We start from the raw sequence: 16,311 nt of genomic DNA, 5'->3' as shown, positions 1-16,311 counted from the left end.
CAGAAGGCTATATGAAAGATCAAAGCATCAATAAGGAACGACCCAAACTGATCTTGCTCGATGTGTATGAGACTTTGTTGGATATGGGCGAAGTACAAAAAAAGATAAATGCCATATACAACAACAGGCATGCCTATACCATCTGGATGGGCCAGTTTATGCAATACTGCTTTGTCGACAACTGCATAGAACAATTCAATGACTTTCCGGCCATTGCCGCAGCCACGATGCGCATGACAGGACAAATACTCTCAAAAGATGTTACAGCAGCTGATATCAATAGGATTTTGGAGCTGCTGAAACACTTACCCCTTAACCAGGGTGTACAGGAAGGGCTTTCTGTACTCAATGATGAAGGGTTTTTAATGGCCGCACTCACCAATTCACCACAAAAAACGGTGGTTGACCGCATGGAGCGCACCGGGTTGATCTCCTATTTCAGCAAAGTAATGAGTGCAGAACACGTTGGTAAATACAAACCCTATATGGGTGTATATACCTGGGCACTCGAACAAATGAAGGTCCGTCCGGAAGAAACACTCCTCGTCTCAGCACATGGATGGGACATTGCAGGTGCAGTAAACGCTGGAATGCAAACAGCGTATCTTCTTCAGTCCGAACAAATTCTATATCCGTTAGCGCCCAAGCCGGATTACACCTGTGGTAATCTGTTAGAGCTCGCCAACATTTTTTCTACATCCAAAAAAACGTGGATGGACTGATATGTTAATGTAGTAACCCAAAATTGTAGCTATACCAATATTATTAACCACAGTCCAGGCTACTTTCTAATCTCATTCTAATACAACTCTAATTCACTCCTATGATCGCGGGCGTAGTTTGTGAACATGGAGAAACGATTATTCATTGTATCCAACCGGTTGCCCGTAATTATCGATGAAGAAAAAGGCATCCGGCCAGTGTCAGGTGGATTGGTGAGTTCCCTGGGCAATTGCGTGCAAAACGTAAAAGATAGCACCTATAAAGAAGTATATTGGGCGGGTGTGCCGGGCTGTCAGGTCAATACATGGTTTGCACACAGTAAACAACTTACTCCGGGTTCCTTTACCTATTTGCCTGTTTTTGTCCCCCCCGTTGAGTACGAAGATTATTACAGTGGTCTTTCAAATGCTGTCATCTGGCCCTTGTTTCATTATTTTCCGTCCTTCGCAGAATACAATGCAGAGTCTTATTCGGCCTATGAGCAGGTCAATCAACGGTTTGCAGAAACACTGATCAAGCATTTGAGGCCGGGCGACAAAGTATGGATACATGATTACCATCTGTTGCCCCTGGCCGGTATGCTGCGCAGCGCCATACCGGAACTCACAATCGGGTTCTTTTTACATATACCTTTCCCTTCCTTTGAATTGTTCCGTTTGCTACCCAGGAAATGGCAGGCAGACCTGTTAAAAGGTATGCTCGGTGCAGACTTGATCGGGTTCCACACCATTGACTATGCATCCCATTTCCTGCAAAGCATCCTCACCGTACTGGGCCTCGATCACGAGCGGCATATCATTAACTATGAGAACAGGCTCGTCAAAGTAGATGTATTCCCCATCGGCATCGATTATACAAAATACAACAAAGCATACCAGGATGTTGGCATTGCTGCCCACCGCGATAGGTTGCTGGAGCAAATGAACAACCGTAAAATTATTTTTTCAGTAGACCGGCTCGATTATACCAAAGGCGTGCACAACCGCCTGAGAGCATTCGAATATTTTCTTCAGCGATATCCTGAGTACCACAACAAAGTAGTCTTTATACTGGTTATTGTCCCTTCCAGAGATAACATACCCAAATATATAGAGCGGAAAAGATTGATTGATGAGCTCATCAGCAATATCAACAGCAAAACAGGAAACATCAATTGGATTCCTGTCATTTATCAGTACAATCACCTGGAGTTTGAAGAAATGATGGCTCTCTACAGCGCTTGCGACCTTGCTTTGATCACACCCCTGCGCGATGGAATGAACCTCGTAGCCAAAGAATTTGTGGCCAGCCGGCAGGATAAAAGAGGCGTGCTGGTACTGAGCGAAATGGCAGGTGCTGCACGTGAGCTGACAGATGCACTCCTTATCAATCCTAATGACGTGGTGGAAATAGCCGTAAAGATTAAGGAAGGACTTGAAATGCCGGTGCGGGAACAGGCCATGCGCATAGAAACGATGCAAAAGCGTATCGCCACGTATGATATACACGCCTGGGCAGAAGATTTTATGAATGAACTGGAGCACATCAGGCAAAAACAACAATCCTTCCAGATAAAGTTTATGGATGAGTACACGCGGCGGGACATGTACGATAGTTACAGACATGCCAGTAGCAGGCTGTTGCTCCTCGACTATGATGGCACGCTTGCTCCCTTTACAGCCAACCCCGATGATGCCATTCCCAATCCCGGCCTGCTGGGATTGTTACAGTCACTGGCAGAAACCCCTGGTACAACAGTTTGCATCATCAGTGGACGAAGCAGCGCCTGGCTCGAAAAACATTTGGGCATGATTGACGTAAACCTCGTAGCAGAACATGGCGCCCGTTATAAACGAAACGGCGAATGGATCACGGAAGTGCAAACAAACCAGGATTGGAAAGAACGCGTGCAGCACATCATGGAAATGTACGAGCGGAGGTGCGCCAACACATTTATTGAAGAAAAAGACTTCTCGATGGTTTGGCACTACAGGAATGCCAATATTGACCAGGGAAAGCTGAAAGCATCCGAATTAGCCAACGACCTCAACGACTATATTCACCACCGCAACCTGCAGGTACTGATGGGCAATAAGATCGTCGAGGTTAGACAGAGCGGTTTCAACAAAGGCAGCTTTATAAAAAACATCCTTCATCAAAACGCATATGATTTTGTTTTAACGATCGGTGATGATAAAACCGATGAAGATATGTTCAAAGTGTTAGTGAACCGTAAAGGAAGCTTTACCATAAAAGTGGGCATGGATGCATCCTATGCACAGTATAACCTCCACACGCCACAGATGGTTATATCAATGTTGGAAGGAATGAGCTATCTGCCTGCCAATACCGCTATTCAATAACCATTTTAACAGTATCCGCTTTGATACGTTCCTTCACCCATTGTTGAAGCTTGAGCCGGTTACTGGCTGATAACCTGTTTTTAAACCGGGCCACCAGCAGGGTAACCGTATCGGCTTTAGCAGAATCTGCTTGTAAAAAAATCGAAGGTCCAATGGAATAACTGATCAGATCCGGGTATAGCGCTTTTAATTCCGTACGCAGATCAGGTAACGCAACGTTTTTGCTTCGGGAGTCAAGACTGTCATTGCCCTTGGCTTGCTGGTTGTTGATGACATCCTGTAAGATGCTCGCTCTGATTTGTGCAAAATCGATATCCTGCCGGTCATTAAGCCCCTGGTGAACGATGAGGCGCGCATCATTCAAGCCATAATAAGGCATTTTACATTGCAGAGAATCGATCGTATCAGCTTCCAGTTCTTCCCCCAGCAATAACACTTCTATCCGGTTGGGACTGCCCAAAATAAAGTTCCTGTTGATCACTTGCGTGCGGGTAAAATGAAATTCTTGTTGGATGAATTGTTTGGCATTACTTTCAAAAATACTACGTTGAACAATACGATAAGCAAGCCAGATGCTGGGAACAGTAGTAAGTATCACGGTTATCCATATATAACGGATCACTTTCTTTTCCAGTTCCTTCGTCGTAAATTCCTTCTTCCGGAACTTAAGATGTTTTACAATTAAAAAAGTAGCCAGGCAAATGAAAGAACTATTGATGAAGAACAGGTAAAGCGCACCAAGCAGATACATCCATTGTCCGGTTGCCAGCCCAAACCCCGCTGTACAAAGCGGTGGCATTAAAGCAGTAGCAATAGCAACGCCGGGAATCACATTACTTTTCTGCCTCCTGGTGCCAGCCACGATACCAGCCAGCCCACCAAAAAATGCAATGAAAACATCCCATAGCGATGGGTTGGTCCTTGCCAGCAACTCAGAGTTGGCATCATGCAAGGGAGTAACGGTAAAATAAATGAACGAAGTTATGATGCTCATGACAGCAGCAATAGCAAGATTCTTCATGCCCTTTTTCATCAACTCGAAATCATTGGTGGCTATCCCCAGGCCAATCCCCATGATGGGGCCCATGATAGGGGAGATGAGCATCGCGCCAATGATCACAGCAGTTGAATTGACATTGAGTCCGATAGACGCGATCAGGATAGCAAAGATCAGTGTCCACAAGTTGGTGCCCTTGAAGTTTACCTCCTTTTGAATGGACTCGACAATTGCTTCCTCTTCAGCTTTGTCTTCATTGAGATTGAACCTGTCTTTGAAAAATGCCCGTAACGCTGCCAGTACTTCTTTCATATATTGGAAAATAGTAATAAAGATAAGCCAATAAAAAAAACGGGGAACGATAATTCCCCGGTTACAATCTTGTTTCTCTATTGTTATGTTAAGCGGCAGTGGCAGCCATCTGACGGCATTCTTCCGCACATTGATGACATATGCGGGCGCATTCCTGACAGTGTTCGGTATGATGCTTCTTACATTCGTCACCGCAGGCCTGACAAATATCAGCACAAATGAGACACACATCTGCGGCCTTCGCACTACCCAGACTCATCAACTGGGCTGCGGCATAACAGATAGCAGCGCATTCCATATCCAGTTGAATACAACGCGCCATCATTTTCACATCAGCTTCCTGGGTGCACGACGAAGCACAATGATTACAAATGGACGCACAACTCAAACACGCATCTATACAGCTTTGATAGTCATGATAATTGTTCATAATAAAAGTTTAGTAAAAAGGCAGCAATTATCCTGCCTGCTCAGCAAACCATAATTGTCATTGAGGAACAATGCACTCAAGAGGTAGGAGGTGGTGCTTCGGTTGTATTATGGCGGTTTAAGAACAACAACCAACAGCATCCGGCAATCGCGGAAGTTGCAGAAGCGACCAATACGGCAAACTTCGCATTGGAACGGATACTTTCATCTGAAAAGGACAATAAAGCAATGAAGATCGACATGGTAAAGCCGATCCCGCCCAGCAAACCGATGCCCCCGATATGTTCCCATCTCGCTTTGGAAGGAAGCTTGGCCAGTTTTAATTGCACAACCAGCCAGGATGAAAACAATATACCTATAGGTTTGCCTATAATTAGGCCCGCTAATATACCCAGGCCCAACGGCTTCACCAGGCCAGCTTCAATGTTTGGTCCAAAATAAACATTGGTATTGGCAAGCGCAAACAAAGGCATGATTAAAAAATTGACAGGATGCGACAGGAAATGCTCCAGCTTCTCCAGCGGAGATACGCTCGAATCGGGAGTCGTAGGTATAGTGAACGCCGTTAATACGCCGGCTATCGTTGCATGAATGCCCGAATGATGTACGAAATACCACAAAGGAAGAGCAGGTAATAGATAAGCATAAAGTTGCTTTACACCAAGGCGGTTCATCAATACCATAACACCCCATATTCCACCGGCGTATAATAAGTTGGTTAGATGAAGTTGCGGAGAATAAAAGATCGCAATAACTATAATGGCAATAAGATCATCGGCGATGGCCAGCGCAGCCAGAAATATACGCAGTGAGGCCGGAACCCTGTTGCCAAGCAGCGACAGAATGCCAATGGCAAAAGCTATATCAGTGGCCATGGGAATGCCCCATCCGTTGGAAGTGATTGTACCGGCGTTGATCAGAGAATAAATGATGGCCGGGATCACAGCCCCGCCGATAGCAGCAACAACGGGCAGTGTTGCCCGCTTGGGAGAAGAAAGCTCCCCTTCGATCAATGAACGCTTGATCTCAAGGCCCACCAGCAGAAAGAATATGGCCATCAGTCCGTCATTGATCCAGGAAAGCAAAGACATGCGCAAATGAAGCGAATCCCACCCCAACTCTTTTCCAAGGAAGGCATTAAAGCCAGCTCCGGCCGCTGAATTCGCAATCGCCAGAGATACAATAACACTCAGAAGCAAAAAAATACCACCAATTGATCCGGATTGGATGAACCTTTTAAAAAAGGCAGGATTTATTCTCAACATCATTCATTATACATTACTACCTGAAATATACTACTGTTGAATACAGTAATGTAGATTGTTGCAAAAATGGGCTATTTTAGCAAACATCCAAAACAACTTAGCCGCAAAAGTGCTATCACCCTTAAAACTTGTTCCCCTGTATGATTATTGATCTCATCATATTTGTAATTGCGCTGGCTGTACTCATCCTTGCTGCCAGGTTTTTCACCAATGCTGCGGAACAGATCGGTAAATGGCTTTCCCTTCCTTCATTTGTAATTGGCATCTTCATTGTAGGCATTGGCACTTCATTACCCGAACTGATCTCCGGCATCTTGTCGGTTCAACAGGGAGCCACGGAGATCGTTCCTGGAAACATCATTGGTGCCAACATTTCAAACCTGTTGCTGGTTACTGGCTTTGCTGTAGCAATGGGCAGAAAACCCATAGCCCTCGGCAGCACGTACATATTTATCGATTTGAATTTCCTCATCGGAAGTGTACTGATGTTTTACATCATTGCTTATGATGGCACCATCCATGCCGGTGAAGCTTTTCCGGCAGTGATGGTCTTTATTATTTACAGTATCTATTTGATCAAAAGCGGTACGCCGGCGTCGGAGGGTCAGCCTGTAGCCAAACCACCTTTTCCGGTAAAAGCATTGTTGATCCTTATCATTGCAGCCGTTGGCATTTATTATGGAGCAGCTTATACAGTTGAGTCTATTCAAAACCTGGCAAGGGCCATGAGCATCCCCGAATCCATTATTGCACTTACGGCATTGTCTCTTGGTACTACGCTGCCCGAGCTGGCCGTAAACGTCACGGCCATAAAACAGGGTAAAGCTGAAATGGCCATCGGAAATGTGCTGGGCTCCTGCATATTCAATACACTGGTTATACCTGGTGTTGCATCGGCATTGGGACCTATCCACGTCCCGGGCGATCTGCTTACCTTTTCATTGCCCGTAATGGCAGGCACAGCAGTACTATTCTATTTACTCGCGCAGGATAAAAGAATTTCAGTGTATGAAGGATTGTTGTTTGTAGTAATATACCTGCTGTTCATCCTGAAGATTGCCGGTATTTGATTACATAGACCAAACAATGAATGCCAATGGATAGAAAAATTGATACTTCAATTAGCAAGAGAAAAAAGAAAAAACTAATAATGATTATCGTTATTAGTTTCATATCTTTTATATTGATATTTCTGTCTTTTATTTTTATAAATAGACCCAATTCTTATCATTCAGAAGAAGTAAAATTTATCAACTCCACCGACCATTTATCATTGGCTGGCACACTGACATTGCCTGCGAAAAAAGGAGTATTCCCGGTAGTGATTTTGATTTCCGGTAGCGGTCCGCAAACCCGCGATGGAGAATTCGCCGGCCATAAACTTTTCCTGGTGTTGGCAGATTATTTAACAAGACAAGGCATTGGAGTTTTGAGATATGATGACCGGGGATTTGGTCAGTCAACTGGAAATTTTTCGACTGGCACTTCTCTCGATTTTTCTTACGATGTCCAAAGCGCTATTGAATATCTCAAGACACGCAAAGATGTTGATAAAACAAAAATCGGTCTTATCGGCCACAGCGATGGAGCTATGATAGCGCCAATGGTAGCCGCCCGGTCCAGCGACGTAAGTTTTATCGTCCTATTGGCTGGCCCTGGTGTTCCTGGAGATAAGTTATTATTGGATCGGCAGGAATTGATTGAAAAAAAGGTGGGATTGGCTGATTCATTAATAAAAAAGTCCCGGAACCATTCAGAACAAGTTTTTAAAATAATTATCAATGCCAGCAACACAGAAACGGCCAAAGCTGATTTAATGAAATTTAGTCGGGAGCATTACAATGATATTCCCGGTTATGCAATTCCCCACGGAGTTTCAAAAGATGAGTTTATCGCCAGGCAAATTGAAATGTTTTCATCTCCCTGGTTTAAATACCTGCTGGCATACGATCCGGCGCCGGTATTACAAAAAGTTACATGTCCCGTCTTGGCATTAAATGGAGATAAAGACGTTCAGGTGCTAGCCAAAGCAAATCTGGAAGGAATAAAAAAGGCTTTGGAAGCTGGCGGAAATACCAAAACAACCATTAAAGAATTAATCGGTATGAATCATGCTTTCCAGGAGTGTGAAACAGGTATGCCCGATGAGTACAGCAAAATAAGCCAGACTTTATCAACAAAAGCCATGTTGGAAATGCAACAATGGATTTCCATACAGTGCAATCGTTAGTATATAATGATGAAACCCAAAAGTTGCATGCTATTGCTTGGCAGGAAGTATAATCGTAAGGACAGCTCGCCCTGTATCACTACCCTCGGCAGTAATAATGCCACCATGAATGGTTACGATCTTGCGACACATCGCAAGGCCGATGCCGGTACCTTCATAATCCGTCCTTTGGTGCAGCCTTTGAAAGATTAGAAAGATCCTCTCAGCAAACCTCGGTTCGATGCCGATGCCATTGTCGGTAATGGTGATACGCAGGTATTCCTTGTCGGCAGATAGACCATGTTTCACCAATTCTTCAGGAGATGTATCATGACAGGTGATACGGATAACAGGATTTTCATGTTGCTTTCTGAATTTCAGGGCATTTCCAATGAGATTGAGAAAAAGTTGATACATCTGCAACGGAATGGCTTCGATCACAGGCAGTTTGTCCGCAAGTACGGTACCGCCGGTTTGTTCGATCAAAAGATCATAGTTCGTAAGCACATCGTGCAACGTTGCATCGAGGTCTACCCCTTCAAACACTTCCTCGTCATTGGCAAGCTTTGAAAAATCGAGCACGTCACGGATTAGCTTTAGCATTCGGTTGCCCGAGCTTTGAATCCTGTCGAGGTAATTTTTGCTGGTAGCGCTGATCTCAGGTCCCAAAGATCGGGTGAGTAATTCCAGGAAAGTGGTGATCTTGCGCAAAGGTTCCTGCAGATCGTGCGAAGCGATATAGGCAAACTGCGCCAGGTCCGCGTTCGACCTTTGAAGATCGATATTCAGTAGATCGAGTTCACGGGTGCGTTCAGCCACCAGCTCTTCTATACGCTTTAGTTGATTCACCTGGTCCGTAATATCTAATACCGATCCGATAAAACGGATAGGTTTATCGGCAGCATCAAAATACACTTTACCCTTCGCCTTCACCCAACGCACACGCTTATCGTCAAAACCCACCGTACGGTATTCTACATCATAATTACCATCGGTTTTCGATTTGATAAAAACATCGTCTATAATGCGCAGGATTCTTTGCCGGTCATCAGCATGCAATCCCATGGTAAAGTCATGCTCATAAGTAACAGGATTATCATGACCAATACCAAACAATATCCTGCACCGTTTATCCCAGATCAAAGTGCCGGCTTCAAGGTCCATATCGAAAGTACCAAGATCCGCCGCTTCCTTCGACAGCCGCACCTGTTCCAGGGCACGCTCCAGTTCGGCGCTGGCTCTTTCAGTTTCAGTTTCGATGCGCTTGCGGTCGGTAATATCCACACAGGCGCTGATATACCCGGCAAAACTGCTGTCCCGGTTGAAACGTGGAGCCACATGAGCCAGGAGCCACCGGTATTCACCACTACCATTAAGCACCCTGAATTCCCCGGAAAAAGCTTTGCGCTCCCCGAATGCGGCCAGATACTTGTTTACATACGGCTCCCTTTCAGCAGGATGCAACAAGTTGGCCCAATCGAAAGACAGCATTTCATCCATCGTTTTACCACTCAGTTCACACCAGGCCTTGTTGAAATAGACAGCGCCGCCTGAAGCATCCGCCACAGCTATGTAGATAGGACTGCTTTCTGCCATCGCACGAAACCTTTCTTCACTTTCCTGTAAGATTGTTTCTATATTCTTGCGCCCTGTTATTTCCTGCGAAATACCCAGTAATTCCAGCGGTTGTCCATCCTCATCACGTCGCAGCCGGCCGCGGATATTGACCCAGTGAATAGATTGATCCGGCCAGATTACCCGGTATTCGATATTATAATCAATACCCTTTTCTATAACCTGTTGTACGGCCGATTGCATACGCGCCCGATCATCCGGATAAACACAAGAGAGAAGATCCTGATAGGTAAAAGATTGGTTGATAGGCTGCCCAAAGTTTTGTTTACAGATGGAGGAGGCTACCAGTGTCAGTGTGGGGATATGTAATGTCCAGGAGCCAAGATTACCGGCAGTCAAAGAAAAACGCAGGCTTTCTTCATTCTTTTTGAGGTTAGCCGCCGTAACCACCTTGTCCGTAGTTTCGGTACAGGTCACCAGCACACCTGCAGCACGTGAATGTTCATCACTCACCCGGCTGTAACAGAAAGTCCAGTATACATTTTCCATCCGCCCATTCCGGAAAATAGGCACAAGCTGATCTTCAAACCAAACCGCCTCTTCGCCGGCAAGTACCTGATCGATGAGCGGTTTGATAAAGTCCCAGATTTCTGGCCAGGCATCCACAGCCTTCATACCCAGTATCTGCGGATGCTTTCCATCCATGCCCAGACTGGGCCTGTAAGCGTCATTATAGAAACAAATCAGTTCAGGCCCCCACCACAAAAACATCGGAAAACGGGCATTTAAGATAATGCTGATCGTAGTACGCAAACTCTGTGGCCATGTTGCAGGATCACCCAAATGCGTCGTTGACCAATTGAACCCCCTCGTTATTTCACCCATCTCACCACCCCCTTCGAGGAAATGCAAACTGGTAGCAGTATTGTTCGCTGATCTCAACATATCCACTTACAGGTTAATTAATGCGGTTTTAATGTCAAATGTAAAGAAATAATCGGGTGGAGATGTCAACTTGTCCGCTTTGCGCGAAGTAGGTTCGTAGTTTTCCTATTGTTTTTGTAAATTGTAAGTCATAGCTTTAGAGTAGTTGATACAAGCGGCTAATTATGATTGCACCTTTAGCCCTAAAGCGTCCAATATCCACGAAAAGCGATCCATTTTAATCCGTATCCTGTCAATACAAGGTATTGACCGCTTAAAATCCAGATCCGATCCAATGTCCCCGAAAACCAGGTTAAGAGAGCTCGTCCGAAAATTTTGAAGGCCCCCGGTTGGGGGCCTTTGTGCATAATGAACTTTTATTTAAAAGCTATTGCTGTAGAAAGTTCCCCTGCTGTTACATCAGCTTCAGTCCTTGTTCAATGGTGATGAATGTCTTGTAACCAAGCTCTTGCCTTGCTCTGATGTCGTTCGTGATAAACTCCAAACCCAATGTATTGACAAGCCCTTTGTAAAGAGGTGGGTGTCCCCTTAATCTGAACGTTTTCCAAACAAACTCCATTACTGATGCCACTCTTTTGGCCATAGCCAATGAAACTGCTTTGTCGGGAACAGTTACCCCTTGTGTGGCTACATATCTTTTGATGAAGTCTTTGAAAACAGGCGTTTCGCCATCTGTTAAAAAATAAGCTTTTCCGTTTTGAGCTGCCTGGTCTGCCAAAATTAAAGCGTGGCAAACATTGGTAACGTGGCAGGTTACAAAACGATGTTTGCCACCCTCAATGAATTGCATACGCCCTTTTTTTACCGCGTCAATGATGGCAGGCAAGGTGTTGGGATCGCCTTTTCCCCAAATTAAGGGCGGTCTCAACGAAACAGTTTGAAAGCTATTACTGTTGGCGCCCAAAACCAATTGCTCAGCCTGAAGTTTGGTCCTTGAATAGCCGTCAATAATATGGTCGGAAACAAATGTTTCGTCTGCATGCGCAATAGGCTTTCCGTTCATTATGACCGAAGCAGCTCCGAGATATACAAACTTATGGACGTTGGCATTTTTGGCAATGGTCAAAAGCAGTTTCGTTGCATCAACGTGCAGTGCTTTCAATGCCTTTTCAGATGCAAAAAAATCCACTGAGGCGGCCAAATGAAATAAAGTGCCACAATCTTTAACACCTGATGCTAAAGCCCGTTCGTCATTCAAATCACCTTTTATGGCAGTTGCTCCTAATTTTTCCACTTTTTGAATAGCTTGTGCAGAGCGTGCCAATGCTTTTACCTGGTAGCCTTGCCCTATGAGCATCGGGATTAAGTTTTGACCCACAAAACCAGACCCCCCTGTTACAAATACTTGTTTCATTGGTTTGATTTGTTGTAGTTAATTGACTTTTGTCCAGATATTCGTTTGGCCCAATAAGGAGATGCCCCAATAACCCCTTACTTTCAGCGTTTTGTCTGCCTGTAATTTTAGGTAACAGGAATAGGTCTTACCACTTCGGGCATCATAGAGGGTGCCATCTTCCCAGGTTGATTTACCGTCAAAGGCAAAATCTTTCAACATCACCAACCCTATAATCGGGTCATTATGCCTTGCTTTATCGGGATTTTTATTGTCGGTTTTGGGTTTACCGTTTTCGGTAGGTTCTTTGAGCCAAATGATTTTGCCGGAAAATTTTTCTCCCTGTTGGTAAATTTCAATTTTGGCAGCTTTTTCCTGGTTGAGCCAGGTGCCAACAATAGCGGTCTTGGTAGTTTGAGCAAAACTTGTCAGACTCAGCAGTAGTAAGCCTGTGAGGAGTGTGGTGAGCTTGCCTGTATTCGGGCTGCTACACCTTGAAATAAGGTGATCCATACTTTGAATTGTTTAAAAATTACAAGGCAAAGTTGGATGTGGAAGCAGGTAAAAAACGTTTACAAAAGACAAGAAACGCTATGCCTTCTCAAAAATTCTTTTTCTGATGCGGCTTAATGAAGTGGCGGTAATACCCAAATAGGTAGCAAGCATATGTTGAGGCACACGTTGCAGGATTTCAGGATGTTGAGTGAGTAACCTGGTATATCGTTCTTCGGGATTATCCAAGATAAATGATGCCAAAGCATGTTGAAACTGAATCAGGGTCTGCTCTAAGATCTTTCTTACAAATTCATTCATCAGGGGAATTTTTTTGTACAGTTGGTCCAGGTCTGCCCTTTTCAATGTGAGCAACTCGCAAGGTTCAAGACATTCAATAGTTTCTTTACTTTTTGCACCTGTAATGAAACTGTCCATCGCCCCGATGAAATTATTCTCAGTCATTATATAAATAGTGATTTGCTCACCGTCTTTCGTATAGTATTTTCTGATGCAGCCTTTGAGCAAAAAAAATAATTCATCTGTTCGCTTGTCATAGGATACCAATTCTGTTTTGGCGGCCACTTTTTTAAAAGTCAATACAGAACCAAGCAGGTCCCTGTCTGCGGGTGAGAAATTTACAAACCTGTCAGTATAGGTGAAAAATGCTGTTGTCATTGTTGAGCACGTGTTTTTGATTAATATTTCATGCAATACCTGTTTTTATACTCCAGAGGTAAAATTGTCGTAATTTTTTTAAATGCAGTTCTGAAGGCATTCGCATTCACATAACCCACATCATACATTACATCATTGACATTCTTATCTCTACTTTCCAGGCCCTTCTTTGCTGCCTCTATCCGTACCCGCTGAATATATTCAAGTATCGAGTTATGAGTGGCAGTTCGGAATCTTCTTTCCAAATTCCTTCTGCCAACCTTAAATTGACTGGCCAGTTCATCAATGATAAGGCGCCCGGCATAGTTGCTCTCGATATATTCTTGCACTTTAAGTACAATACTGTCAGAATGGTTTTTCTGGCCATTGAAAATCGAAAAAGGCGATTGACTGGTCCTTTTGACGTCCAGGGCGAAATATTTAGATACCCAGACTGCTGTTTCTTTGTCGGTATACTTTTCAACCAAATGTAATAGCAGATTCCAGTAGGAAGTAGCACCTCCGCTTGTGTAAAGCCCGTTTCGTTCTGTAATTACCCTGTCATCGACCATTTGTATATCACCGAAAAAGTTCCTGAATTCATTGGCATAGTGCCAGTGCGTTGAACAGATGCTGTTTTTTAACAACCCCGTGGTAGCGAGCATAAAAGATCCGGTACAAAGACTTGCGATCTCGGTTCCTTGATTGTAAAAGCGAACCAAATATTGATTAAAGTTAAGATTTAGCGATAAAGGCGTGATCATATCACCGTTAAGCGAAGGGATAATGATCAGATCCGGCGCAGAAATGTTGCTAATGATATCATCCACCACTATAGCATAAAGACCGTTTTCCAGGCGCACTGAGGGAGTTAGCCCAACCAACTTTATATTGAATACGCTAAAGTTGCCTCTTGACTTCAAATGTTCGTTGACTTTTACAAACATATAGCGGGCATCCTCAACAGAAGACATGGACGCTTTATGTGGTACCAGTACTACTATATTCTTCATGTTCTAAATCTAACCCATTTGTCGCAAAACTGCGTAAAGTTGACGTTAGTGCATATCATCAAGCGTTACGCACCTGATTATCTTTGGCTTATAAAATGAAACACCATGACGAAAATTAATGTGTACCTGAATTTTATGGGCTTTACAGAAGAAGCCATGAACTTTTATAAGTCAGTCTTTGGCGGTAATTACAGCAATTTTCAGCGATTCAGGGACATCCCGGGCGGCGAGAAAATGGAAGAGGAGGAGCAGGAAAAAATCATGAATGCAGCGCTTCAGATCGGTCACGACACACTAATGGCCTCCGATGCATTGAAATCAATGGGGCAGACCCTGACTGTCGGTAATAACTTCTATCTAAGCGCCAGCCCCTCTTCCATGACCGAAGCAGATCGCCTCTTCGGAGCGCTATCCAGTGGAGGACAGGTCATCATGGCCATGAATAAAGCGTTCTGGGGAGCCTACTTCGGGATGCTGACAGACAAATTCGGAATTCAATGGATGATTAATTACCAACCAAAATAACAGTCAGTATGAATATTACAAATACTCCTCGGATAGTGTCCGGGCTGACGCTGCTTTGTCTGCTGATTACTCAGCTAACGCTTGCCCAAAAAAGTATTAAACACACAAGCAAATTTGCATCACTTAAAACTGCTGGAATCGCACCTGTCAATGGCCTTAAGATGTATTACGAAGTGCATGGCGCAGGCGCTCCGGTCGTCTTGCTCCACGGCAGCTACATGACTATTGATTTGAATTGGGCAGAACTAATTCCGGAATTGGCAAAAAAACACCAGGTAATCGCTATTGAAATGCAAGGACATGGGCGCACGTCCGATATTGCACGCAAACCCTCTTATACAAATCTTGCCAATGATCTGTTCGAACTACTCAAATATTTAAAAATAGATAAAGCCAGTCTTATCGGATACAGCATGGGTGGTACAGTCGCTATGCAGTTTGCTATTTTGCATCCCGCGCAACTGGATAAATTGATAATACTGTCAACAGTATCAAAGCATAACGGGTGGAGCAAGGCTACGCGCGACGTGCTGGCATCTATGAAACCCGAATTCCTGCATGAAACGCCCCTTAAGACAGAATATGATCGGCTGGCGCCCAGGGCCGCGGACTGGGACCAAACTGTTAGAAAGTATATTGCATTTGACAACGAAAATTTTGACCTCGGAAACGATAACATACGCGGTATTCATGCACCGGTGCTGTTGATCATGGGTGATAATGATGGAGTAACCTTAGCCCATAAAATGGAGCTATATAAATTACTCGGTGGCGACGTCTTTGCTGATATCGCACCCATGCCCCGATCCCTGTTGGCCATTTTTCCGGGATCGGGTCACGTGGGATTGATGATGCAGACTGAGAAAATACTGAATACAATGCTGCCGTTTCTCAGCAACCAGCCTTTTATACCAGCTTCTGATCACTAATACATCTCACACCTCAAAATTGAAATGATTATGAAAGCTCCCACCATTCGGATCAATCTTTTAGAAAAAGGACAGAGCGCCTTAAAACCACTTTTTGGATTGGGCAACTATATTCATAAAGCATCTATTGATAAGCAACTGCAGGAGTTGATTAGCTTCCGCATCTCCCAATTAAACGGCTGTGCTTTCTGTATTGACATGCATACAAAGGAGCTCAGGGACCTTGGTGAAACTGAACAACGACTTTTCGGCCTTAGCTGCTGGCATGAGACGCCCTACTATTCAGATAAGGAAAGAGCAGCATTAGCTTGGGCGGACGGAGTAAATGGTTGCAAAGTTACCGATGAGCTATTCGGTCAGGCTAAGCAATATTTTTCTGAGCAGGAACTTGTAGATCTGACCTTATTAATTGCAACCACAAATACCTGGAACCGCCTTAACATTGCCTTTGCTACTCCAGCCGGTGGTTATGTGGTCGGCCAGATGGGATGACTAATTCCTTGCTTGCGGCTTTTTCTTTAATTTAGCCTTGCATGCAATAAAATACTCACCCATATGCTTGAAG

At 44.3% G+C, this 16,311-nt stretch carries 15 protein-coding genes; 7 read left to right on the top strand and 8 right to left on the bottom strand.

Annotated features, from left to right (window positions below; all coding sequences use genetic code 11):
- Positions 1-11 precede the first annotated feature (11 nt).
- Positions 12-722 carry a haloacid dehalogenase type II gene (locus AC5JBY_RS20245; RefSeq protein WP_495906466.1) on the top strand — a complete coding sequence of 237 codons (711 nt, stop codon included), beginning with the start codon at positions 12-14 and terminating at the stop codon, positions 720-722.
- A 126-nt stretch (positions 723-848) separates the two neighbouring features.
- Positions 849-3,065: a bifunctional alpha,alpha-trehalose-phosphate synthase (UDP-forming)/trehalose-phosphatase gene (locus tag AC5JBY_RS20240; RefSeq protein ID WP_495906465.1), complete on the top strand. Its 2,217-nt coding sequence runs from the start codon at positions 849-851 to the stop codon at positions 3,063-3,065.
- Here AC5JBY_RS20240 and AC5JBY_RS20235 read toward each other — a convergent pair.
- The 3 genes from AC5JBY_RS20235 to nhaA all read right to left on the bottom strand — a co-directional run bounded on the left by AC5JBY_RS20235 (position 3,055) and on the right by nhaA (position 6,068).
- The gene (locus AC5JBY_RS20235; RefSeq protein WP_495906464.1) at positions 3,055-4,374 is read right to left on the bottom strand and encodes a TIGR00341 family protein; all 1,320 of its coding nucleotides are present in this window, start codon (positions 4,372-4,374) and stop codon (positions 3,055-3,057) included. The genes AC5JBY_RS20240 and AC5JBY_RS20235 overlap by 11 nt on opposite strands.
- 88 nt (positions 4,375-4,462) lie before the next feature.
- A complete protein-coding gene (locus AC5JBY_RS20230; protein WP_495906463.1) occupies positions 4,463-4,804 on the bottom strand; it encodes a four-helix bundle copper-binding protein in 342 nt (113 codons plus the stop codon).
- Positions 4,805-4,880: 76 nt separating this feature from the next.
- Positions 4,881-6,068: a Na+/H+ antiporter NhaA gene (nhaA, locus tag AC5JBY_RS20225; protein WP_495907969.1), complete on the bottom strand. Its 1,188-nt coding sequence runs from the start codon at positions 6,066-6,068 to the stop codon at positions 4,881-4,883.
- A gap of 140 nt (positions 6,069-6,208) precedes the next feature.
- Between nhaA and AC5JBY_RS20220 the strand changes: the two genes are divergently transcribed.
- Positions 6,209-7,138 carry a sodium:calcium antiporter gene (locus AC5JBY_RS20220; RefSeq protein ID WP_495906462.1) on the top strand — a complete coding sequence of 310 codons (930 nt, stop codon included), beginning with the start codon at positions 6,209-6,211 and terminating at the stop codon, positions 7,136-7,138.
- 26 nt (positions 7,139-7,164) lie between these two features.
- Positions 7,165-8,298: an alpha/beta hydrolase gene (locus AC5JBY_RS20215; RefSeq protein ID WP_495906461.1), complete on the top strand. Its 1,134-nt coding sequence runs from the start codon at positions 7,165-7,167 to the stop codon at positions 8,296-8,298.
- Positions 8,299-8,328: 30 nt separating this feature from the next.
- On the opposite strand, the gene AC5JBY_RS20210 is transcribed toward AC5JBY_RS20215, so the two are convergent.
- The 5 genes from AC5JBY_RS20210 to AC5JBY_RS20190 all read right to left on the bottom strand — a co-directional run bounded on the left by AC5JBY_RS20210 (position 8,329) and on the right by AC5JBY_RS20190 (position 14,292).
- Positions 8,329-10,797, bottom strand: coding sequence for a PAS domain-containing protein (locus AC5JBY_RS20210; protein ID WP_495906460.1), 2,469 nt, complete (start codon positions 10,795-10,797; stop codon positions 8,329-8,331).
- A gap of 394 nt (positions 10,798-11,191) precedes the next feature.
- Entirely contained in the window at positions 11,192-12,151 is a 960-nt protein-coding gene (locus AC5JBY_RS20205) for an NAD-dependent epimerase/dehydratase family protein (protein WP_495906459.1), read from the bottom strand.
- Between the two features lie 18 nt (positions 12,152-12,169).
- The gene (locus AC5JBY_RS20200; RefSeq protein ID WP_495906458.1) at positions 12,170-12,643 is read right to left on the bottom strand and encodes a DUF2147 domain-containing protein; all 474 of its coding nucleotides are present in this window, start codon (positions 12,641-12,643) and stop codon (positions 12,170-12,172) included.
- Positions 12,644-12,721: 78 nt separating this feature from the next.
- A complete protein-coding gene (locus AC5JBY_RS20195; protein WP_495906457.1) occupies positions 12,722-13,300 on the bottom strand; it encodes a Crp/Fnr family transcriptional regulator in 579 nt (192 codons plus the stop codon).
- Positions 13,301-13,320: 20 nt separating this feature from the next.
- Positions 13,321-14,292, bottom strand: a complete 972-nt coding sequence (locus AC5JBY_RS20190) for a GlxA family transcriptional regulator (protein WP_495906456.1) — start codon at positions 14,290-14,292, stop codon at positions 13,321-13,323.
- A 105-nt stretch (positions 14,293-14,397) separates the two neighbouring features.
- Between AC5JBY_RS20190 and AC5JBY_RS20185 the strand changes: the two genes are divergently transcribed.
- Genes AC5JBY_RS20185 through AC5JBY_RS20175 form a run of 3 tightly spaced genes read left to right on the top strand, consistent with a single transcriptional unit; the run spans position 14,398 to position 16,238 of the window.
- Positions 14,398-14,817: a VOC family protein gene (locus AC5JBY_RS20185; protein ID WP_495906455.1), complete on the top strand. Its 420-nt coding sequence runs from the start codon at positions 14,398-14,400 to the stop codon at positions 14,815-14,817.
- An 8-nt stretch (positions 14,818-14,825) separates the two neighbouring features.
- On the top strand, positions 14,826-15,746 hold the full coding sequence (locus AC5JBY_RS20180; RefSeq protein WP_495906454.1) for an alpha/beta fold hydrolase: 921 nt from the start codon (positions 14,826-14,828) through the stop codon (positions 15,744-15,746).
- A 30-nt stretch (positions 15,747-15,776) separates the two neighbouring features.
- Positions 15,777-16,238, top strand: a complete 462-nt coding sequence (locus tag AC5JBY_RS20175) for a carboxymuconolactone decarboxylase family protein (RefSeq protein WP_495906453.1) — start codon at positions 15,777-15,779, stop codon at positions 16,236-16,238.
- Positions 16,239-16,311 lie beyond the last annotated feature (73 nt).

The sequence above is a fragment of the Paraflavitalea sp. genome (assembly GCF_059502485.1).
The sequence above is the reverse complement of the archived record's forward strand: the minus strand, read 5'-3'. Positions and strand labels throughout refer to the sequence as shown.